At 57.2% G+C, this 17,420-nt stretch carries 14 protein-coding genes; all 14 read right to left on the bottom strand.

All coding sequences use genetic code 11. The features are described from left to right. Positions 1–58: 58 nt before the first annotated feature. Entirely contained in the window at positions 59–1,243 is a 1,185-nt protein-coding gene (locus CBE73_RS15330) for an LCP family protein (protein WP_094094954.1), read from the bottom strand. Beyond that, positions 1,218–2,714, bottom strand: a complete 1,497-nt coding sequence (locus tag CBE73_RS15325; protein ID WP_094094953.1) for a sugar transferase — start codon at positions 2,712–2,714, stop codon at positions 1,218–1,220. The genes CBE73_RS15330 and CBE73_RS15325 overlap by 26 nt, the downstream gene beginning before the upstream one ends. Beyond that, positions 2,711–4,054 carry a glycosyltransferase family 4 protein gene (locus tag CBE73_RS15320; RefSeq protein WP_174704745.1) on the bottom strand — a complete coding sequence of 448 codons (1,344 nt, stop codon included), beginning with the start codon at positions 4,052–4,054 and terminating at the stop codon, positions 2,711–2,713. Before CBE73_RS15320 ends, CBE73_RS15325 begins: the two co-directional genes overlap by 4 nt. Then, positions 3,987–5,141: a glycosyltransferase gene (locus CBE73_RS15315; protein WP_094094951.1), complete on the bottom strand. Its 1,155-nt coding sequence runs from the start codon at positions 5,139–5,141 to the stop codon at positions 3,987–3,989. Before CBE73_RS15315 ends, CBE73_RS15320 begins: the two co-directional genes overlap by 68 nt. After that, positions 5,107–6,396, bottom strand: coding sequence for an O-antigen ligase family protein (locus CBE73_RS15310; protein WP_094094950.1), 1,290 nt, complete (start codon positions 6,394–6,396; stop codon positions 5,107–5,109). The genes CBE73_RS15315 and CBE73_RS15310 overlap by 35 nt, the downstream gene beginning before the upstream one ends. Beyond that, positions 6,393–7,922 (bottom strand): hypothetical protein, encoded by a 1,530-nt coding sequence (locus CBE73_RS15305; RefSeq protein WP_094094949.1) that lies wholly within the window; start codon positions 7,920–7,922, stop codon positions 6,393–6,395. Before CBE73_RS15305 ends, CBE73_RS15310 begins: the two co-directional genes overlap by 4 nt. Further along, positions 7,919–9,763, bottom strand: a complete 1,845-nt coding sequence (locus CBE73_RS15300) for a polysaccharide deacetylase family protein (RefSeq protein WP_094094948.1) — start codon at positions 9,761–9,763, stop codon at positions 7,919–7,921. Before CBE73_RS15300 ends, CBE73_RS15305 begins: the two co-directional genes overlap by 4 nt. Before the next feature lie 38 nt (positions 9,764–9,801). Continuing rightward, on the bottom strand, positions 9,802–11,385 hold the full coding sequence (locus tag CBE73_RS15295) for a lipopolysaccharide biosynthesis protein (RefSeq protein ID WP_094094947.1): 1,584 nt from the start codon (positions 11,383–11,385) through the stop codon (positions 9,802–9,804). Between the two features lie 6 nt (positions 11,386–11,391). Then, a complete protein-coding gene (locus CBE73_RS15290; protein ID WP_094094946.1) occupies positions 11,392–12,516 on the bottom strand; it encodes a DegT/DnrJ/EryC1/StrS family aminotransferase in 1,125 nt (374 codons plus the stop codon). 2 nt (positions 12,517–12,518) lie between these two features. Further along, positions 12,519–13,103, bottom strand: a complete 585-nt coding sequence (locus CBE73_RS15285; RefSeq protein ID WP_094094945.1) for an acyltransferase — start codon at positions 13,101–13,103, stop codon at positions 12,519–12,521. 37 nt (positions 13,104–13,140) lie between these two features. Then, entirely contained in the window at positions 13,141–14,478 is a 1,338-nt protein-coding gene (locus CBE73_RS15280) for a nucleotide sugar dehydrogenase (protein WP_094094944.1), read from the bottom strand. A 36-nt stretch (positions 14,479–14,514) separates the two neighbouring features. After that, entirely contained in the window at positions 14,515–15,534 is a 1,020-nt protein-coding gene (locus tag CBE73_RS15275) for a Gfo/Idh/MocA family protein (RefSeq protein ID WP_094094943.1), read from the bottom strand. Between the two features lie 96 nt (positions 15,535–15,630). Continuing rightward, entirely contained in the window at positions 15,631–16,272 is a 642-nt protein-coding gene (locus CBE73_RS15270) for a YveK family protein (protein WP_174704744.1), read from the bottom strand. Next, complete coding sequence (locus tag CBE73_RS15265) at positions 16,269–17,351, bottom strand: polysaccharide deacetylase family protein (RefSeq protein ID WP_094094941.1); 1,083 nt, start codon at positions 17,349–17,351, stop codon at positions 16,269–16,271. The genes CBE73_RS15270 and CBE73_RS15265 overlap by 4 nt, the downstream gene beginning before the upstream one ends. Between the last annotated feature and the right edge of the window lie 69 nt (positions 17,352–17,420).

Genomic DNA, 17,420 nt, shown 5'->3' with positions numbered 1-17,420 from the left:
CCATTCACAATTAGTGCTTTTGTCCTCCAATATATATGAAAGAGAGGTTTCAATTAGACTAGTCTTCCAACAGCTTTTTTGCGAGATTATCCCAGGCCTCGAGGTCTGGAATCCAGTAATCTAGTTCCTTCCCTACCAGCGGATCGTTCGCTTTGCCGCTGTGTCCAGGGACCTGATCATATTGAATGTCTTCGCTCTGCAAATCCTTCGCCAGCAGGGACAAACTGATGATATCGCTGTCGCTTAAATTCGTATCCAGAATATCTTTCCTCACTTGGCTGAGCAGGCCCGGAATCCGGACCAGATTATCCGGCTGCAGCAGGGTTTGGATCATAGCCTTCAATACCAGTGCCTGGTTCTGCTGGCGGTTTAGATCCCCGGAGGACAGGGAATGCCGCTCCTGAACCAGCTTCAGCGTGAGGTCCCCGTTCAGATGCTGGCTGCCCTCCGGCAGGGTCCGATGGGCATAGGTCAACTTAACCGGTTTATCCAGCGTAACGTCCAATCCGCCTATCGAATCTATAAAATGAACAAAACCGGCGAAATTGGTTTTCATATAATAATTGATCGTGCATCCGCACAGGTTGCTTACCGCCTGCAGAGAGGCTAACGTGCCCGCATGGTTCCCCCCTTTAAGCTCGCCTACCACGTGGGCGTGATTGATTTTGGTATAGCCAACGCCCTTCAGGTTTACCCGGGTATCCCGGGGAATAGAGATCAGATTCACCTGATGCTGATCCAGATTCACATGGGCTAACATCATAACGTCCGTCCGGGAATCCTCCGACTCACGTGCATCGATGCCCAGCAGCAGCAGATTAAACCGGGTCTCGGATGATCCGCTGGACGAAACGGGCCCCGAAGAGGACATGCTTGACGCGCCCGGGTTATGCCCGCCCTGGCCCTGGCCCTGGCTGCCGCCGCCGCTTCCGCCATTTCCACCGCTGCCATTCCCGCTCAAAGCTGCAGAGCTATCCGATTGAACGGCGCCTTCAGTACCCTCTGTCCCGGTCCCTATCCCGCTTCCGATACCGGACTCCCCACCCGCAGTATCTTCTCCTCCAGCATCCCCTTCAGGCATGGCTGCAACCGGAATATTCCCCGAGCGGAAATGGTGCTCCGGATCCAACCGGATCATCGCCGCTGTCCCAGCTCCTGCAAGCAGCAGCAAAGCACAGCCGGTGATAATCGCAATCGTTCTGAGTTTACGTTTGGGTTTAGGTTGACTCCATCTGCTTCTCATCGGTTGTTCCTCCTGACTTCACCGTTCGGATGCCGTTTCCAGTCTGCAGCCGCCCGCGCTGGGGTGAGGATTCACCGGCGGCCGCCCAGGCCGGCTCCGGCCTTTTCTTGTCTTCCACATCCTGCTTGACCCCCCTTGCCTGTTCCCGGCTGAGTACAACCAACAGCGTCTGAAATAAAATTTTCAAATCCAGCAGCAAGGAATAATTCTTCATATACATGAGGTCGTACCTCAATTTATCCGCAGGCGTAGTCGTATAACCGGCCATCACCTGGGCCAGCCCGGTCAGTCCCGGTTTGACCATGAGACGATAAGTATAATAGGGAAGCTCCTCTTTGAACTGCTCAATGAAAAAAGCCCGCTCCGGCCGCGGTCCAACCAGACTCATCTGCCCGGACAGCACATTAAACAGCTGCGGAAGCTCGTCGATGCGCGTCGCACGGATCATCCGGCCCAGCGGTGTGATACGATGATCTCCCTCCCCGGCCAGCACCGGTCCGGTGGACTGCTCTGCTTTATCGATCATGCTGCGGAATTTCAGCAGCCTGAACGGTTTGCCCAGCTGTCCAACCCGCTCCTGCACATAAAGAGCTCCGCCCTTGGAGGTCGCGGGGATGAGCAGCAGCATGGCCAGCAGCAGCGGGGAAGTCAGGATCAACAGCAGCGAAGAGCAGAGAATGTCCAGCCCTCTCTTGAACAGACGTTCCGGGAACGTCGGATGCGGGGGCATGATTGAATAGACGAGCAGATCGTCGATCTGCTGGGCTTCGGCCTTGACCAAATACAGCTCATAGAAACCGGGGATCAGCAGCACCTCCATCTGCCGTTCTCCAGCTTCCCGAATACACTCGCTCCGGATCTCTTCCGGAACGCCATGCCCTATGATCAGCACCTCCGCCTCCCGCCAGTCGATGCCTGTCTGCCGGGAAACCTCACTTTCCGTGATCGTCGCAACGGTAATAACCCGGGTAATTTCCAACCAGGGAGCCCCCGTCTGCCGCAGTTTATCCAGCATCAGCAGGTCCGAGGAGTGTCCGCTGACGATGACCAGGGCTTTTCTCCGACCGCTTCCTTTGGCTTGAATGTAGAACAGCAGAAGGCGCAGGACGAAAGTAAACAGCACTTGCGCTACGAAAGCGGCGGCCACTACCGATCGGGGCAAGCTGAACGTCTTCAGCCAATAATTCACAACAACCAATTCAGCCACAAACAACAGATGCGCCAGTACCAGATTATAAAGCAGCAAGGCCGGCTTCCGCCTGCCCGCAAAGTCATAGAGGTTGAAGAAATAGTAGGTAACCGCAGTCAACAAACCAAGCCACGGCGCATAGCCCAGAAAAGATGCCCATTCATCCGCCGGTATCCGGCCGGAAAACTTCAGCTGATAAGCCAGCAGATAGCTGGTATACACGCCGCCCACATCCAGCAGAAACACCGCCAGCTTAAGCCAGCCCTGCCGAAACAGCTTCATATTCTACCCTCCCGGCTTTTAATTGAGCCCCGGTTCAGCCCCGGATTCCTGCTGCTTTGGTAAAGCTCCTTCATCAAACCCCGAACCTTCTCCAGCCGGTAAGTTTCATAGAAACTCCTGGCGGCTGCGCCCATTCTCCGCAGCAGGTCCGGATTGTCATACAGTTTGCCGAGCGCCCGGACCGTACCGTTGACATCCCCGGGGGCAACCCGGAAGCCATTAAAACCCTCGGTGACAAGATCCCGGCAGCCCCGGACATCCGTGACCACAGCCGGTTTACCGCTCCCCAGCGCCTCCAGCAGCACCTTCGGCAGTCCCTCCCGCCGGGAGAGCAGCACAACCACATCCGAAGCCGCCATAAGTCTGGTGCCGTCCTTGCGAAAGCCTAGAAAGCGGACGGATTCCTGAATTTCCAATTCCTCCGCCAGCTTCTTATAACGTTCCTCGTAACTTCCTGCCCCTGCAATCAGGCAGCAGACGGGAATACCATCCTTCCGGAGTCTCTGGACCGCATGCAGCAGCTGAGCCTGATTCTTGTTGCCGTTCAGCTCCGCCATACAGAGCAGGATAAAGGCATCCGCTGGTATTTGCAGTTCCTGCATAAGCGCTTCTTTCTCGACCGTGTCCCGGCCCCCGTTATCAGGAGCTTCCACGCCCACCCCCGGCATCCGTACGACCCTGCCCCTGACTTTAAAGCGGGAGGCCCTGTCGAAATCTTCGCCGTTGATCGTGATCAACACGTCCGTCCACCGCGCAGCCAGCCGTTCAAGGGGATAATAAATCAGCCAATTGAGAAGCGGAGCCCCCTGGAAGAAATGGAAGCCGTGCGCCGTATAAAAAACATTCCCGGTTCCCGCCGCAATCGCGGCAAGACGTGTGATGAACCCTGCATTGGGTGTATGGACATGCACCACCTCATACCCCTCCTGCCTTAACAGGCGGTACATGCCAAGCCAAGCCTTGAAGTTACCCGGATCAACCGGATTCCGGCTGAACGGGAGATCCCGGCATTCGAATCCCGCCAGCTCCACATCCTCCCGCCGTTCGTCCCGGGCGGCATAGGCGTGCACCTCGAAGCCGGCCTGCCGTAAATCGTCCATAAATGGGAGATGGAAGGCGGCCAGATGCGAATAAACCGTGGCTACGTAGGCGGCTTTACGCGGACGTGGAGACGAAGATGAAGATGAAGATGAAGCTACGGATGATAATAACGATGACGATCGGACAGACTCACAGGCTCCGCCGGCAGGGGCAGCTGGAGCTGGAGCCCCTTCATAAGGAAACTCCCGATCCCCGCTCCAGCTTGCCTCCTTTATCTCTGTTTCGTTCAGCTTGTTCATACAGCACCTCCCATCTGCGCGCGATTGCCCGAATATCATAATCCCGGCCGATTCTCTCCTGGCTGAACCGTCCCATCGCCGCCTGCTGGCTGGAGGTCAGCCCCAGCAGCTTCAGCATTTCCCCGGCCAGTGCAAGCGGGTCCGAAGGCGCCGACAGGTAGCCGTTGACTCCATGCTGCACGATTTCCCGATTGCCGCCGGCATCGGTCGCCACCATCGGCAGGCCGCTTGCTCCGGCCTCAAGCAGCACCATCGGCAGCCCTTCCCACTTGGAGGACATCAGATAGGCGTCCGCCCCGTGCATCAGATCCGGAATATCGGTGCGCAGCCCCAGAAACCGGACCTGTTCCTCCAATCCTTCTTCCCTGCAATACCGCTTAAGCTCAGCCTCCTCCGGACCGATTCCGGCGATCAGCAGCATCGTTTGGGGGAAGGATCTCCGAACCTCAGCGAAAGCCCCCAGCATGGTCAGATAATCTTTTTCCGGGGCTAAACGCCCTACAGCCAGCCATACAAACCTTCCTTCAACCCCCAGCTCCCGGCGTATTTGCACGCGGACCCTTGCCGAAAGACTAAACCGCTCCATATCAATGCCGTTGGGCATCAGAAGGATCTTATCCGGCGGGGAAGCCTTGATGGTGATATAACGGTTAACCGCCTCCTGACTGACATTCGTCATGACATCGCACATCCGGTCGGTTAGGCGGTACAGCCAGGTCCGAAACCTGCCGCCTTCATGAATGCTGTGCGCGGTGCAGGCCAGAACCGGCATCCGTACGAAGAGCCGTGTCACCCGGGCCAGCAGATTGGCATGCACCATGTGGCTGTGCACCACATCCGGCTGGAAGGAGCGGATCAGCCGCCTGAGCCGGAAGACCGCCCGCGGATCAGGCATGCCCTTGCGCATCCCCAGCGTCAGAACCACCACGCCCATCGCCGTCAGTTCTTCCAGATAGGCAGTCGGTTCGATCATGCTGATCAGCTGGACGACAAAGCCGGCTCCCCGAAACATCCGGCTGAGCTGAACGACCTGCGCTTCAGCCCCGGCATAATCAAGCCCTGTTATAAGAAAGAGAACTTTCTTCATATTTCGCAGCTCCTTCGTATTCCCGCTTCGGCTTGAAAGCCAAAGCGACCATGGCAATAAACACGTACTCAAAGTTATAGCCGAAGTCCCCGCTGACCAGCGCACAGCCCAGCGACTGGATCAGGAGCACAAGCAGAACGGGCTGCCGCCTTGCCGCATAAAGCGTGTAGAGAAACGCTGCCGTCCAAAGGGCAATGCCCATAATGCCCAGTTCGCTGGCCATTTCAAGCAGTACGTTATGCGGAAACTCATCCGTAACCGGCGGAGTATGACCGCCAAGCCCAAGTCCGAAGAAAGGATGCTCCTCGAAAGCCTGGAGCGCATCAAGCTGCAGGCCCACCCTGTCGAGAAAGTTGCTGTCCCCTTCGAGCTGGTTCTTGTCGATCAGCACGCCAAACCGGGTGGATTCAATCATCTCGATCAGAGGCCCTCTCATCGCGAAGATCAGGGCTCCGGCTATGACGAGCAAAGCTGCTGCCGCTTTTAACCCTTTCTTAAGATAGCGGGCCTGGCTTCCATTTACTCGGATTTGGCGGTATACGATCCATGCAAGGATCAGCAGGTTAGCCAATATGAAAAAGGCGAGCGGGCCGCGGGACTGGGTCTGAATGGCTGATACCAGGGCCGTGCCTCCGGCCACAAGCCGCAGCCAAAGCGGAATCCCGCGGCCCCACAGACAGATCGTGACCGTCAGCAGCGAAATGCGGGCATTAAAGATCGGATTATCGCCCGGCAGCGTCAAACGCCCCGGATATTCATCGCTATAGACGCCAAACGTCAGATGGACGATAGCATAAGCGAGACCAAACAGGGCCGCGTAGGACCAGGAGAAGGTGTTGTATTTCTTGTAGAAGATGTAGGTATAGAGCCCGGGAAGAACGCCGTGCGCACACAGCAGAACCAGCTTGGAAAGCCCGCCGGACTCCTGCGGCGACCAGGCAAAGGACAAGATGCAGTAGCCGAAGAAGGCCGCCCACAGCCACAAACCCCCGTTATCCAGCAGGCCGAGCGGCCGAAACGGCTTTTGCAGTACAATGATGAGCACTAAGAGGAGCGGAAAGGCCACGAGGACGAGAAGCGCGTTGCCGGGCATGACTTTTTTGTAGAAGAATCCGATCATGTCGAAGTACAGGCACATCCCGAACAGAATCGCCGGGTTGAGGACAAAGCCCAGGTGCAGCATGCTTTGTGCGAGGAAAACCAGCATACTGACAAGACAAATAAAGATCAGAATAGTCTCCAGATTCAGACTCATGAACGGTTCCCATTCCCTTCAGTGCGCAGAGCGGCTATATGCTCCATGAAGCGAAGGCGCACGGCCTCCTTAAAGCGGGTATCCAAATGGGAGACCTGATCCCTGCCGATTCTCCGGCCCTGCCACGCTTCTACGAACTGCTCAATCCTGCCCAAATTTCTGCGGATCAGATCGGGTTCGGCCGGGAGCCTTAATAGAAAAGGAACCTCTGCCGGAAAATCTGTATCCTCATAAGCGATAATCACCGGCAGCCCGTTGGCCAGATATTCCCGGACCTTTAAGGGGGATGCCTCCGTCATGTTCTTGCGATACAAAGCCAGCGTGCCGACGGCGATATCCGCTTGATCGAGCAGGTGCTGATAGGCGCTGCGGGTCATTTTACCGTGGAAAAACAAGTTCGGCGGAAGTCCTGCGGCCTTCCCCTTTGCCGAATCCACAGGTGCCGATTCTCCCGCTAACGCAGGCTGATTGGACTCGGCTGCTGCCCCGGTAGCCGTGCTTGAAGAGATCCGGGCATTCGGCTCCGCACCGGCCTTAGCCCAATTCTTCGCCTTGGTTCCAGCTTCAGCCGGACCCGATGCGTCATCAGCCCCGTGGAGCCGGAGTCCATGGAGCTCACCGGCTTCCACGCCGATCAGATCAAACCTCCAATCCGGTTTAAGTGCGGCCAGTTCGGCGATATGATCGAGCCCATGCCAGGACTGGCCCGCCGATCCCATGAAGACCAGCCGGGGAGCGCGGGGGGTGATGGCGCCTTCCTCCTCCTGGCCATCAGCCTCTGTGCTGTCTCCTTCGCCGTCAAAGAGACCGTCACCAGCAGCTTCCAGCAGAGCCGCTTCCAAGCCAACAGCTTCCGGCTCTCCGTAAGCCTTGCCCTCTGCCAGAAGCGCCGTCCGCCAGCGTCCGGATTCACCTACCGAATCCACCACCACTGGGTCCACTCCCATAAGGTCCACTCCCGCTGGGTCCACCCGGTCCATCCGATCGTCTTCCAGCTGAATGCCGTTGCCGACCACCATAGAAGGCTTCGCAAACGGACGGTAATGCTCGCTTTCAGACAGCTCGCGGCTCACGTAGACATGGCCGTCTGCCGCGGCGAGAACCTTTCCTCTCGTAAAGGAATGGTAATAATAACGGAATCCCTGCTCCATCCGCAGTTCCGCCATGTCATTGGTATTGATCTCAAGTACCGACGGAAAGGCCCGCAGCAGACCGGGAAGCGTAAGGTAATACATGTCGAAACGGTGGTACAGCACCTCTGGCTGCCACTTCCGTACCTTTTTGACAAGCAGGCCGAAGTCAGTCATACGCCCCGAATACCCCTTATACACCTGCACCGCCAGCTCAATCCCGGCTTCCGCGCATGCGTGTTTCCAGTCCTCATTGGGCCGGCAGGTAAACAGGAACAGGGCCGGCTGATGCCCCTGCTGCCGCCATTCGGTGACCTGGTGCATGACCTTCTTTAGCACTCCGCTTTCGGCCCCTTCATTCCAATGAATCAAATAAGCGATTCTCACGTCCTTCACCTCCTCGATCTCCTGCCGGTAAGTCCGATCGGAAGCGCATGGCTGTCTGACTTGGACTTATCGCCGTGATTATGCTGAGTCTCTTCTGGCTCTTCTGTATCCTTGAACCGATGGGAATAAGCCCGCCGGCCCTTACACTCTGAGTCCCCGGTGTTACCGGTGTTTCCCATGTTTCCCGTGTCTCCCCTGTTCCCCCTGTTCCCAGTACTCTTCGTGTTCTCCGTATTCTTCGTGCTCCCGGCGTCTTGCCCAAACCACTGCATGCAGTCCCAGTACAGCCGCCGGTCGGCATGCCGCACCAGATGGCTGTTATGCCAGAGCAAGGTGAAATCCCCCTCATAAGCCGCACACTGTTCAAAATAGTGACGCATGGCTTGAACGGCCGCCTGTCCGCGAAGCCCCATGTATTCGGGCTGCAGAATCGATTGTTCCATCACGATTAAGGGGCGTTCCCGGAGATGGAGCATCTGCCGGGTGCGGAGATTAAACACAGGGTATTCGTAGCAGGTGCCGCAGCGGAATCCCGCCTGGTCCGCATAACTCAGGGTGCTGTCATAATCGAGCCCTGCGGCCTCCCAGTGCTGCCAGGTATCCGGCGCTCTCCAGCGCAGGTAATGCTGTCGCCCGCCCCACACGTCCTGCCGGATGCCCGCGGCTTCGGCTGCCTCGCGGAGCAAACCAAACTGCCTGGCGATCCGCTCCGGGTACAAATAGGTTTCATATCCCGGGTGCAGTCCGATCCGGTGACCCCGGAGATGAATTTCCCGCAGCAGACTGCGGATTTCCGGGTCTTCCATCGTGTAATTGCCGTCCATGCCGGGGGCCGTATCTTCTGTGATGAAATAGAAAGAACTCTGTACACCCGCCGTTTCGCTCAGCGACATCAGCCAGTCAAAGCGGTTAAACGGATCGGCCTTGTAATTTCCGGCGCGGTGCAGCACCGCCCGGGCTTTTCGCAGGGCCGGCTCCAGGCTTCTGCGCCGGATCAAGTCGGCCAGGCTTTCTTTCAGCACACTGCTTCTGCTGCGGCGCAGCATGAGATAGGGCACATCCACGTCATGGCTGATCCTGAGCCGCAGCCGGCGCGGCCGGCGCTGCAAACCGGGCCACAGGCAGTGAAGCGCCGCCCACAGCAGCTCGGCGTATTCATTCACGATCGGCCGGTTCAAGAACCCGGCTCTCGCCGCTACCGAACCGGCCGCCGCCGACCGGTCATGCTCGTCGCGGCCGGAAGGATCGGCAAGCTCCTCGTATCTTGTCAGCATAAAGAAGCTGCCCCCAAACAAATCGATCCCGCACCACAGCCCCTTTGGCGTACGTTCCAGATACAAGCGGCTTGGGCCGGACTGTTCGGACTGTTGTCCCTCCTTATGTAGAGAATCAATCACAGCGCCTGGAGCCAGCCCGTACAGAACGGGAATGCCTCCCGTATTCAGCAGACTGGCCGGGAGCCTGAGTCCCAGTTCGGCAGCCCGGCCTGCATCCCAGTGATCCAGCGGAAGCTTCGGCAGCGAACGCGGGGTCAGCCAGTCGCCCTCCGGCACTTGAAGCAGCATGTCGGCCAGCCCCAATACGCTGCCATTCAGGCTTCCGTTCAAATCCCCTCCAGCAATGCTTTCGTCCGCTGTCCGCTGCTGGCCGGATACCATGGGGCCGCCGGCTTCGCCGTCTCCGTGCCCGTGTCTCCCCATGTAATCCTCCTGCACCGAGATTTCGATGCTATTGCGGTCTTCATATTCCACCCTGTAAGGCAGTCCGAGGAACTCGCTCAGCAGCACTTCATAGATATAAGCTCTTTCCGGCTTACGCTGCCGGGGGGAACGCACGATTAATGTCAGCATGGGCAATACGGCCTCCTTTACAGAGTTCTTTGATTCTCTTAATCGCCGCCCTGCAAGCTTTCGATCGGGCCACCGGGCAGACTTTCTTCGGGTTTCGCAGGCTCCGTTATGACTCCATATTTGCAGATCGACCACCAGGACAAGGCTAAATGCAGGACATAACCCGCAGTAGAAGCAGCGCTGAAGAGAAGCACGGCCGTGCCTGCATCCTGCCCGCTGTAACGGGCCCCCAGAATGGCTCCGAGAATCATGGCCGTCCGGATGATCTCGCGCAGCAGGTGCAGATCCTGGCGCTCCATCACATCGATCGTCGTTCCGACCGCATTGGCGACGAACTGGCCCAGGTACATGATAGACATCAACCGGATATAACCGGCAGAGCCGCTCCACTCGTCCCCGAACAGAGGAGCAAACACAAGCGGAGCTATTCCCACAATTAAAATGAGGATCGCCGCTCCGGCAACGAGCATCTGGAGCACCGTCCGCCTGAAGAGCGGCGCCAGTCTGGATGGATCCTTCTGCATATATTCCGACGATTCCGCCAGATAAACGCTGCGGACAGCGCTGACCAGCAGCGTCATCGGCGCGCCGAGAATACGCTGACCCAGCGCGAACAGACCTGCAGCCGATGTTCCATAGAAAGCAGCCAGCAATACGGTCGGCAGATAAATCCCAATGCTGTTCAGCACATTGGATGCCAGTGACAATTGGGGGAAACGGCGATACCGCCAGGCCACCTCTTTGAGGCTGCTCCAGCCTAAGCGCCTTTGTATAAACGCCGCAGCCCCGGCTCTCTTTAAAGCCGCTTGCGAATCAACAGTTTGTCCGGAAATCTGTACGGAGGCGGGCCCGCCGGCCTGCCGCTTTTCCGGGTCTGTTCCCCGTGAAGCGGCATTGTCCTTGCGCCACTGGTGCCAAAGCGGCAGCAGCCCTCCCGAACGGCCTACAATGTCTCCGGCAATTAGTCCCACAGGGCCTATGTGAAGCAGGCTGAACGCAAGCTGGCCGCCGATCTGACCGATGCTCTGCGTGTATTTGGTGCGGGAGAGCCGGCGAAAATGCTGCTTGCGCACAGACCAGGTGCTCAAGATCTGATAGAAACCGGAGGCCAGCAAGCTAACAGCAAACAGCACAAAATAATTCGGCAGATCCGGCTCATTCAGCCAGCGGCCGAGCGGCCGCCGGAGCACCACCATGACGACCAGCACCAGAACGCATACGGATATGCAAATCAGCAAGCACAAACGGACGATTTCCGAAGCTGACCTGTCGTCCTCCGGCAGCGTAATCGCATATTCGTACGCACAGGATACAAGCATTAAGAGCATGCCGATGATGGATAAATACATGGAGTAGGTACCGTATTCCTGGGGGGTATAGAGCCGGGTAAGCAGCGGCAGTGCGGCAAAGATCAAAATTTGACTAAGCAGCGTGCCCCCGGCCAGCACAGCGACATTCCGGGCAAAACGGTCAATCAGCAGCCGTTTCAGGGAAGCGGTGAGGCCCGCGGGCATACATCCGGTCATTAGCGCCGTTATTCCGGCGAACCTTTGAGCACTCCTTCGGACGATCTTTCGGGCAAACTGCCGGTCAGTCATACGGAAGTTCGGACGGTCGGCCATAGGGGGTTAGCGGAAATGTTCCGCGATCTTCCCGGCAATAAACAGCTGGGTCTCCGCATCCAGATAAGGGCCGATCGGCAGCGACAGCACTTCGTCCGCCAGCTGTTCGGCAGCAGGCAGGGAAACCTTTATCGAAGCATAGACCGGCAGCCGGTGTACAGGAACCGGGTAATAAACAGCCGTGCTGATGCCTGCTTCATCCAAAGCCGCCTGCAGGCTGTCTCTCAAGCCCTTACTCACCCGCAGCGTATATTGGTGGTACACATGCTTCATGCCAGGCGCGCAGGCCGGGCACTGCAGCTCGGGAATATCGCTGAGCAGTTCGTTGTATAGAGCAGCCGCGCGGCGGCGGCGTTCGTTCCATTCTGCAGCATACGGCAGCTTGACCCGGAGGATAGCTGCCTGCATTTCGTCCAGCCTGGAATTGAGTCCGATCATTTCGTTGTAATATTTGATCCGCGAGCCGTGGGCCCGCAGCATTCTGGCTTTCTCCGCCAGGTCGGCATCGTTCGTGACCAGCAGCCCGCCGTCCCCGTACGCACCAAGGTTCTTGGAAGGGAAGAAAGAGAAACATCCCATATGACCGATCGTGCCGGCCTTCCGACCCAGATGCTCTGCTCCAAACGCCTGCGCGGCATCTTCAATAACGATCAGCCCGCGAGCGTCCGCAATCGCCATAAGTCCCTTCATGTCGGCCGTTTGTCCGAACAAATGCACGGGGATCACCGCTTTTGTCCGCGGCGTAACGGCCTGCTCCAGCTGCGTCAGATCCAGGTTAAACGTGTCCCGATCCACATCTACGAATACCGGCTCGGCTCCGACCCGACTGATCGCCTCGGCTGTGGCGAAGAACGTAAACGGGGTTGTAATTACCTCGTCTCCCGGTCCAATCCCGGCTGCCAGCAGCGCAATCATCAGCGCGTCGGTGCCCGAGTTCAGCGCAACCGCATAAGCAGCGTCCAGTTCGGCAGCGCACTCCTGCTCCAGCCGCTTCACCTGCTCGCCCATAATAAAGACACCTTTATCCAAAATGTCCTCGACCGCCTGCAGAATCCGGGGTTTCAGTTCCCGAACCTCCCGGTTCAGATCAAGCACCGGAATCCGTTCACGGCTTACCCGCCGAGTTTCCATATCTATTCCTCCCTTAATTTAACGAAACGGCCGTCTTCCCTTACGTACCTCCGGCCGCAGTCCGGGCAGCACGCTTCCTCAAGCTCGAATGCTAACCGGCCTCCGCATTTGCACGCCCATCCGATCCGCCTGGCCGGAACCCCGGCGACGCAGGCGTAAGCCGGAACATCGCGGGTAACGACCGCTCCGGCGGCGATAAACGCCCATTCGCCGATCGTAACGCCGCATACCACGGTGGCGTTGGCGCCGATGGTGGCCCCTTTTTTGACGAGTGTCCGGTGGTAGTCCTCGCTTCTGTTCCGGGGGAAAGCGGCCCGCGGCGTCCGCACATTCGTAAATACCATGCTGGGACCGCAGAACACGTCATCCTCCAGCTCTACTCCTTCATAGACAGACACATTATTCTGAATTTTGACTCCGCTGCCGATCGTGACCCGGTCCGCCACATACACGTTCTGCCCCAGGCTGCAGCCTTGGCCGATCACAGACCGGGCGGAGACGTGGGTGTAATGCCATATTTTTGTCCCTTCGCCGATCTCGGCCCCGTCATCGACCACCGCTGTCGGATGTGAAAAATAATTTCCCATACCCTCGCTCCTTCGCTCCAGCATTTCGAACTTTGATTTACAGCAAATAGTAATGCTGCGGTTTCTTCTTATCCTGGAAGGCATTGCGGGTGTCGAACAGCGGCGCTTCGCTGTCTGCAAGCATGCCGTAATCGAAGCCCGAATGATCGGTCGTGATCACAATAATGTCGGCTTCCGCCAGCCGCTCCTCCGTAACCCGCACGCACTCGTAAATCGCTCCGTCCCTTTTGAAGCTCGGGATATGGGTATCGCTGGCCCGTACATTCGCTCCCCTGGCTTCAAGCAGGCCGATAATGTCGAGCGCCGGGGATTCGCGGTAATCGTCGATGTCCTTCTTATAGGCCACTCCAAGCACATGAACGGTTGAGCCGTGCAGCGGCTTTCTCCGTTCGTTGAGAATTTCGGCGATCCGCTGCACCACGAACTCCGGCATAGTCTGGTTGATTTCACCTGCCAGTTCGATCAGACGGGTATGGAAGTTATATTTGCGGGCTTTCCAGGTCAGGTAAAACGGATCGATCGGGATGCAGTGTCCGCCAAGCCCCGGGCCCGGGTAGAAGGCCATAAAGCCGTAAGGCTTCGTCTTCGCGGCCTCGATGACTTCCCACACGTTGATCCCCATCCGGCTGCATAACAGCGCCATCTCGTTAGCCAGGGCGATATTGATATGGCGGAAGGTATTTTCATAGATTTTCTCCATTTCAGCGACAGAAGGACTTGAGACCACATGCACGCTGCCTTCCAGAACCGTCCGGTACAGCGCTTCGGCAACCTCCGAGCAGGCCGGGGTCATGCCGCCGACCACCTTGGGCGTGTTCTTGGTGTTAAACAACCGGTTGCCGGGGTCTACCCTTTCCGGTGAATAAGCGAGGAAAAAGTCTTCGCCGCACACCAGGCCGGATTGTTCGAGCGCCGGTTTGACCAGCTCTTCCGTAGTTCCCGGATAAGTGGTGCTCTCCAGCACAACCAGCATGCCGGGATGGAGGTAGCGGGCCGCTTCGGCCGCTGAATTCTCCACGTAACTCGTATCCGGCTGCTGATAAGTATCCAGCGGTGTTGGCACACAGATCGCCACCGCATCGACCTCAGCGATGAAGGCATAGTCAGCCGTCGCCCGAAGCCGCCCTGCGGCCACCATCTCCCTTAAATCGTCATCCACGATATCTCCGATATAGTTCATCCCTTGGTTGACCATGTCAATTTTGGCAGCCTGGACGTCAAAGCCGATGACGTGAAATCCCGCTTTGGCTTTCTCCACCGCCAGCGGCAGCCCTACATAGCCGAGCCCGACGACGCCGATGACCGCCGTTTTGTTCCTGAATTTGGCGAGCAGCACTTCCTTGTGCCGCTCTTGTTCGACTGATTCCCGCACCATCGTTATCCCCCATTTTGAACAACTAAAGTGATTTCTTTATCCTTCCATTTCTGCCGCCAGCTTGTCGGCTGAATCCAGGATATCCTGCACCAGCCGTACCGATCGCAGTCCATCCTCAACCGTTACGGACGGCTCCCGGTCCTCCCGGATCGCTGCCGTCATATCCCGGATCATCTGTTCATGGCCGGGGATCCCGTAAGGATCGGCTTCGATCAGCCGGATGAGCGCCTCCGATTCTTCCGGACTCATGGAGCTGCAGCGCCAGTGGCGAATCCAGCTCGCAGTCTTCCCGCCGATCACCCCGTAGCCGTCTTCCCCGAATACGCTGATCGACTCCTCCAGATTGCCGCCGTAAAGGGTGGTGGACGCTTCTACGGAACCCAGGACGCCGTTCTCAAAACGGAGCAGCGCTATCGCCGTATCCTCGGCTTCCATCCGGCGGATACGGGTTTCCGCCACTGCGGTAACCTGCCGCACGCTGCCGAACAGCCACAGCAGCAGATCCAGGCTGTGAATCGCCTGGTTCATCAGCACGCCGCCGTCCATAGCTTTAGTGCCTCTCCAGGCGGCCTGATCGTAGTAGGCCTGATCCCGGTTCCACCGGACCACGGCGCTGACGTGGCCCAGGCGGCCAAATAATCCGCGGTCCAGCGCCGCTTTAAGCTCCCTGACCGCAGGACGGTAGCGGTTCGGATGCACAACCGCTGCCTTCACCCCGCTTTGGCGAACCGCCTTCACGATCCATTCGCCGTCCTCTACCGTCAGCGCGAGCGGCTTCTCAATCACCACGTGTTTGCCAGACCGCGCCGCCATGACGGCCATTTCGGCATGCAGACCGCTGGGCGTACAGATGCAGACGACATCCAGCTTCGTTTCCTGGGCCAGCATATCGCCCAAGGTGGCGTAAGCCGCAGCTCCCGTACTGTCCGCGGTCTCATGGAGCCGCTTCGCATCAGGGTCACATATGGCGGTTAGCACGGCGCCTTCCGTGCGCCGGATAGCTTCGATATGTTTAGCCGCAATATGACCACAGCCGGCGATACCGTAATGAATCATTTTCCCGAACCCCTCCTTGATCCATAAATCTAAACAACTCTGTTCCATTGAACCAATCAAGCAAATCTACCAGCGAATGATCCTGTCAGCGAACTGTCAGGCAGACAGCTCCGGCAGCTCTACGCCGATCTTGCGGAGTCTCTCCTTCTTGCGCGACACATGGCGCTTCTCCAGCCACACCGCAATGCTGAGGCCGGCAAATAGTCCGATTAAGACGGATACAGCAAGGTTAAATATCTTCTTGGGGCTGACCGGGATAGAGGCTTGCTGCAGGTCGGCCTCGTCCAATAACGTGACGTTGGCGTTCTGGACGATCTGCTTGGAGTCGGCAATAAACGAGTCGGCAAACGCATTGGCCACTGCCACAGCCTGCTTGGGATCGTCGGCTTTGGCATACAGCATGATCACCAGCGTGCCGGGATCGGTGCGGACACTAATCGTTTTGAGCAGTTCATAGGCGGATTGTTTCAGGCCCAGCTTGCTGATTACCTTATCTGCGATGTAGCGGCTTTGAATCCCTTTCTCGTACGTTTTGGTCAGCATCTGGCTGGCCAGAAATTCATTGTAGGTTCCGGAATCCGTGGTAGAACCTATGTTGGCGACCAGACTGGCCTCCGCCTGATAGCTTGGCTTGATCAACTGGTTCAGCAGAAAGGTGCAGCCGACGCAGATCACAATCGTAACTACGAAAGCTACATAGTGCCTGCTTAGGGCTTTTCCAAGAAAAATACCGTTCAATTGCCTTCCTCCTCTTGTCCCATAATCCAATCGCACAACTCCTCCATTCCTGCACTTCTCATCCCGTAGGTTATCTCCAAGTGTTTATAGTGGGAAACAATTCGCTCCAGCAGCTTAAAGTTCCGGCCTTCAGGATCTGCCAAATTATAGGGGTGCCACCAGAGATGATAGATTCTGCGGTGTTTGGCCGCGTAAGTCATGGCGTTCCGAATCCTTCGGAACCGGAGCGCCTCCAGCAGGCGCAAACTTCGGGCATAGGATCGGAAGAATTGACTGGCTGGCAGATTAAGCGGGGGTATGTCCCCCTCCCTGCCGTAATCTTTCGGATTCAGAAGTTCAGTTCCAGGGACATAAGTATGGTAGCCTGATAGATTGAGATAGGTGTCAAGCAGACGCAGCAGCCGTTTGGGCAGCGGATCATGGCGGCTGTATCCATCCCGGTACAGCGGATGATCAGGGTTGCCCCTGTAGGAGCGGATCCCCGCCTTGCCAAGCTCCTGAAGATAGTCCTCTCTTAACTGGTTCCTCGGGAAGACAATGCTCTCCAGCGCAAACTCATCCCGCTCGGCTACCCGGACGGCGGCCTGCAGATCTGCCGTAAAATCAGCGGCGTCTTGTCCAGCTTCTTTGCAGTAATAATGGGAAAACGTATGCGTGCCGATACGCTGATAGGGTGTCTCTGCAATCATCCGGATCAGAGATGAACCATAGTGGGAGGGGTCCTGCGTCTCATTCTCTCCTATCATTTGGCTGAACAAAGCCGGATAAGGAGAAAGAGCACGGTCGGCATAGGCAGGCAGTCTTGACGGCAAATAAACATTCATTTCTTCTCTATGTCGGAGGAACAGCAGGCCAACGGTTGCCCAAGTAGCATGAATACCTTGCTCACGGAACAATCTCAGCACCCGGGGGATGATTTCTCTTTCTCGTAACAGTTCTCGCTTGTACCTGTCCGGCGGCATGATGTCCCGCAGCCCCCAGTACAGTTCAAAGTCGATCGATATAACGAAAAAACCCTGATTCAGCAGCATATCATCCATCCATTCTTTCGTATCAGAAGGTGTCAGGACAGCTTCCAAAACTTGTTTTCCTTAGATTCTATTAAAAAAAAGCGGCAGCTATTCTAGGCCCAAAGGCCTATAAAGTGC

The sequence above is a fragment of the Paenibacillus physcomitrellae genome (assembly GCF_002240225.1).
Taxonomy (GTDB): domain Bacteria; phylum Bacillota; class Bacilli; order Paenibacillales; family Paenibacillaceae; genus Fontibacillus; species Fontibacillus physcomitrellae.
This window is presented reverse-complemented; position numbering and strand designations above follow the sequence as displayed.